Origin of the sequence: Kitasatospora sp. NPDC058115 (assembly GCF_042884635.1) — a bacterium.
Lineage (GTDB): Bacteria > Actinomycetota > Actinomycetes > Streptomycetales > Streptomycetaceae > Kitasatospora.
Genome location: NZ_JBHVTL010000067.1, coordinates 1 through 3428, shown reverse-complemented (window position 1 = coordinate 3428; position 3428 = coordinate 1). Strand labels below are relative to the sequence as shown.

Genomic DNA, 3428 nt, shown 5'->3' with positions numbered 1-3428 from the left:
CACGCCCTCCCGGTCGGTGGTGTGATCGTCCGAGAAACGACGGTCACCCGTCGCGTCCGGCACGTACTTCACACAGACAACGATCCTCAAGCTCACGGCCTGTCTCCTGTACTGGTCTCGTCCGGCGGCTGCGGTGGTGCAAGCGGGCGCGCACACGGCTCGCACCCGCTCCCGGCAGCGTGTTCCCGTGCCGGTCCGGAACTTGCTGGCAGCATACCCGCCAGTAGCCCGACGGTCACTACTCGCCAGTAGCTTACGCCGTGCGGTCCCGGCCGGGCGCCCCGCCGGCCCCCTCGGCAGCCCCGGGGAGGACCTCGGTCCGGTGCGGACCGCGGGACGGCCGCGCCGCCGTCGGAGCCATCCTGCCCCAGCCCACCCCCGGCTCCACCCGACGGGGCTGCCCTTGCGCCACCGGAGTCACCTCGCCCTCCCGGCCGGGCCGCCTCCCGGGGGCGTCAGACCGCCGCGCCCAGCGCCACGATCACATCCGCGCGCCGCGGCTGACCGGCCGCCCGCCGCACCACCCGGCCGTCGGCGTCCAGCACCAGCACGGTCGGCGTCCGCAGCACGCCCAGGCGCCGCACCAGCTCCAGCTGCTCCTCCGCGTCCAGCTCGACGTGCGCCACCCCCTCCACCATCCCCGCCACCTCGGACAGCACCCGCCGGGTCGCCCGGCACGGCTGGCAGAACGCGGTGGAGAACTGCACCAGCGTCGCCCGCTGCCCGAGCGGCTCCCCCAGCTCCGCCGCCGACAGCCGCACCACCGCGTCCACCACCCGCACCCACGCCCTCTCCGTCACCCGCGCACCGTCCGCGCCGGCCCCGGCGAGCCCGCGGCCACGGCCACCACAACACCCGCCGCCGCCCCGGTCATCCCCGGCAGCCCGCCCCCCGCCCCGGCGGGCACGGAAACCGACCGGACGCCCGGCCGGGAAAAGTTCCCACCCTGCCTCATCACGCACATCACACCGCCGGATCCGCTCCCACGGCCCGCCTCAGGTGACAGCGGGTACCCGTTCGGGGGATCATCTCCGTGTATCGCCCGTGGCCGCCGCGGTGTGCCGCGCCCCCGGTCGGCCCCCACCTACGGCACGCGGGACCCCGCCGTACCGGGCCCCAGGCCCGTCGAAGTCAGGACTGACCGTGGCAGAGCTCGTGTACCCGCCGGTGATCGGCGCCGCGCTGACCGTCTTCCGCGCGCTCGACGTGCGCATCAGGATCGTCGGCGCCGAACACATCCCCGCCAAGGGCGGAGCGGTGCTCGTGAGCAACCACATCAGCTACCTCGACTTCCTCTTCGCCGGCCTCGGCGCCTACCGCGGCGGCAAGCGCAAGACCCGCTTCATGGCCAAGGACGACGTCTTCAAGCACGCCGTCTCCGGGCCGCTGATGCGCGGCATGAAGCACATCCCGGTCGACCGCACCGACGGCCAGCCCGCCTACGAGGCCGCCGTCCGCGCCCTGCGCGCCGGCGAGGTGGTCGGCGTCTTCCCCGAGGCGACCATCAGCCGCTCCTTCATGCTGAAGAAGTTCAAGACCGGCGCCGCCCGGATGGCCGCCGACTCCGGCGCCCCGCTGCTCCCGGTCGTCCTGTGGGGCACCCAGCAGCTGTGGACCAAGGGCCGCCCGAAGACCCTCACCAAGCGGCACGTCCCGGTCACCATCATGATCGGCGAGCCGATCGTGCTGAAGCCCGAGGACAAGCCCGTCATGGTCACCCGCCGGCTGCGCGCCGCGATGACCGAGATGCTCGACCGGGCCCAGCGCGAGTACCCCAGCAAGCCCGCCGGCGCCGACGACACCTGGTGGCTGCCTGCCCACCTCGGCGGCACCGCGCCCACCCTGGAGACCGCCGAGGCCGAGGACGAGGCGGAGGCCGAACGCCGCGCCGCCCGGGACTGACCCGCTCCGGCCCGGCCCCGTCCGCCCCGCGCCCCGCGCCCCCGCGAACGGATGACTCCCCGTCCCCGAGCGGACGCGCACCGTCGCGTGTCGCCCCGCTCGCCCCACTCCGATCTGACACAGTGACAGCTCCTTCGGGGGGCTGACGTCCGGCCGCGCCGGACGGATCGGAGACGGAGATGAGACGCGGATGACCCGCACACGGACACGGCTCTCACGGACCACCCCCACCATCCACCGCACCGCCCCCACCACGGCCCGCACCCGGCACCGCGCCGGTGCGGGCCTCCTGCTCGCCGGGACCCTGCTCACCGGCTGCGGTGCCCAGCCCGGCGAGATCCCGCTCAGCGAGATCCGCGCCGAGTCCCCCAGCCCCACCCCGACCGTCGAGGCGGCCGTCGCCGACACCACCTCCGACGTGGTCGGCGCCGCCGCGGGCGCCGCGGGCGCCGCGGCCGCCCCCACGGCCCACAACGGCCTCATCGCCGGCCGGGTCTTCCTCGACCAGGACCGCCTCACCAGCGCCATCTTCACGGTCACCGCCGACGGCAGGACCCGCCAGCAGCTCACCCAACCGGCCGACCGGACCCGGGACGACCACCCCGCCTGGTCCCCCGACGGCACCACCCTCGCCTTCGACCGCACCGGCGGCGACTCCCCCGGCCGGATCTGGACCACCGGTGCCGACGGCAGCAACGCCCACCAGCTGGGCTCGCTCTGCGAGGAGGGCGCCCCCGACTGCCTCAACGAGACGGAGACCACGCCCGCCTGGTCCCCCGACGGCAAACAGCTCGCCTTCACCCGCAGCTGGGGCACCTCGGACCCAACGACCGAGCAGATCCAGTACAGCGACCTCTACGTCATCGCCCCCGACGGCACCACCGCCCAGCGCCTCACCTTCCTCACCAACGACACCCCGTACTCCGGCGTCGTCACCGACCCGTCCTGGTCCCCCGACGGCAAGCAGATCGTCTTCTCCTACCGGACCAGCGCCACCGGCCGGCCCGCCAACAGCCGCGCGCTCTACCTCGTCAGCGCCGACGGCACCGGCCTGCGCCAGCTCACCCCGTGGGAACTGCGCGCCGGCGACCGCGCCAACTGGTCCCCCGACGGCACCCGGATCGTCTTCACCACCTACCCCTCCGACGCCGAGAACGCCCCCGGCGGCGGCATCTACACCGTCCACCCCGACGGCACCGCCGTCGAGGCACTCACCCCCGGCCCGTCCGACACCATCTACGGCATCGCCTCCTACTCCCCCGACGGCACCACGATCGCCTTCGCCCAGGCCCCTGCCGGCGGAATCTCCGAGCTCTACACCATGCGGGCCGACGGCACCGCCGTCGCGCGCCTCTCCGACACCCCCGGCCGCGGAGAGAGCCGCCCCAACTGGGGCACGGCCCAGCCACAGGGCTGAAGGCCTTTCCCGGAAACGCGAAGAACCCCCGCCGGAATACCGGCGGGGGTTCTTCTCAAAATTTGTTCGGCGGCGTCCTACTCTCCCACAGGGTCCCCCCTGCAGTACC

General features: G+C 74.3%; 3 protein-coding genes and 1 pseudogene. 2 read left to right on the top strand and 2 right to left on the bottom strand.

The window, feature by feature from the left end:
- Together ACFVVL_RS35310 and ACFVVL_RS35305 are read right to left on the bottom strand one after the other, a co-directional pair.
- Positions 1 to 96 (bottom strand): annotated as a pseudogene (locus ACFVVL_RS35310) (electron transfer flavoprotein subunit beta); the annotation flags it as partial.
- A gap of 359 nt (positions 97 to 455) precedes the next feature.
- Positions 456 to 800, bottom strand: coding sequence for a thioredoxin family protein (locus ACFVVL_RS35305; protein ID WP_387682665.1), 345 nt, complete (start codon positions 798 to 800; stop codon positions 456 to 458).
- A 343-nt stretch (positions 801 to 1143) separates the two neighbouring features.
- Between ACFVVL_RS35305 and ACFVVL_RS35300 the strand changes: the two genes are divergently transcribed.
- Together ACFVVL_RS35300 and ACFVVL_RS35295 are read left to right on the top strand one after the other, a co-directional pair.
- Positions 1144 to 1902 (top strand): lysophospholipid acyltransferase family protein, encoded by a 759-nt coding sequence (locus ACFVVL_RS35300; RefSeq protein ID WP_387682662.1) that lies wholly within the window; start codon positions 1144 to 1146, stop codon positions 1900 to 1902.
- A 190-nt stretch (positions 1903 to 2092) separates the two neighbouring features.
- A complete protein-coding gene (locus ACFVVL_RS35295; protein WP_387682659.1) occupies positions 2093 to 3319 on the top strand; it encodes a hypothetical protein in 1227 nt (408 codons plus the stop codon).
- The last annotated feature ends 109 nt before the right edge of the window (positions 3320 to 3428 follow it).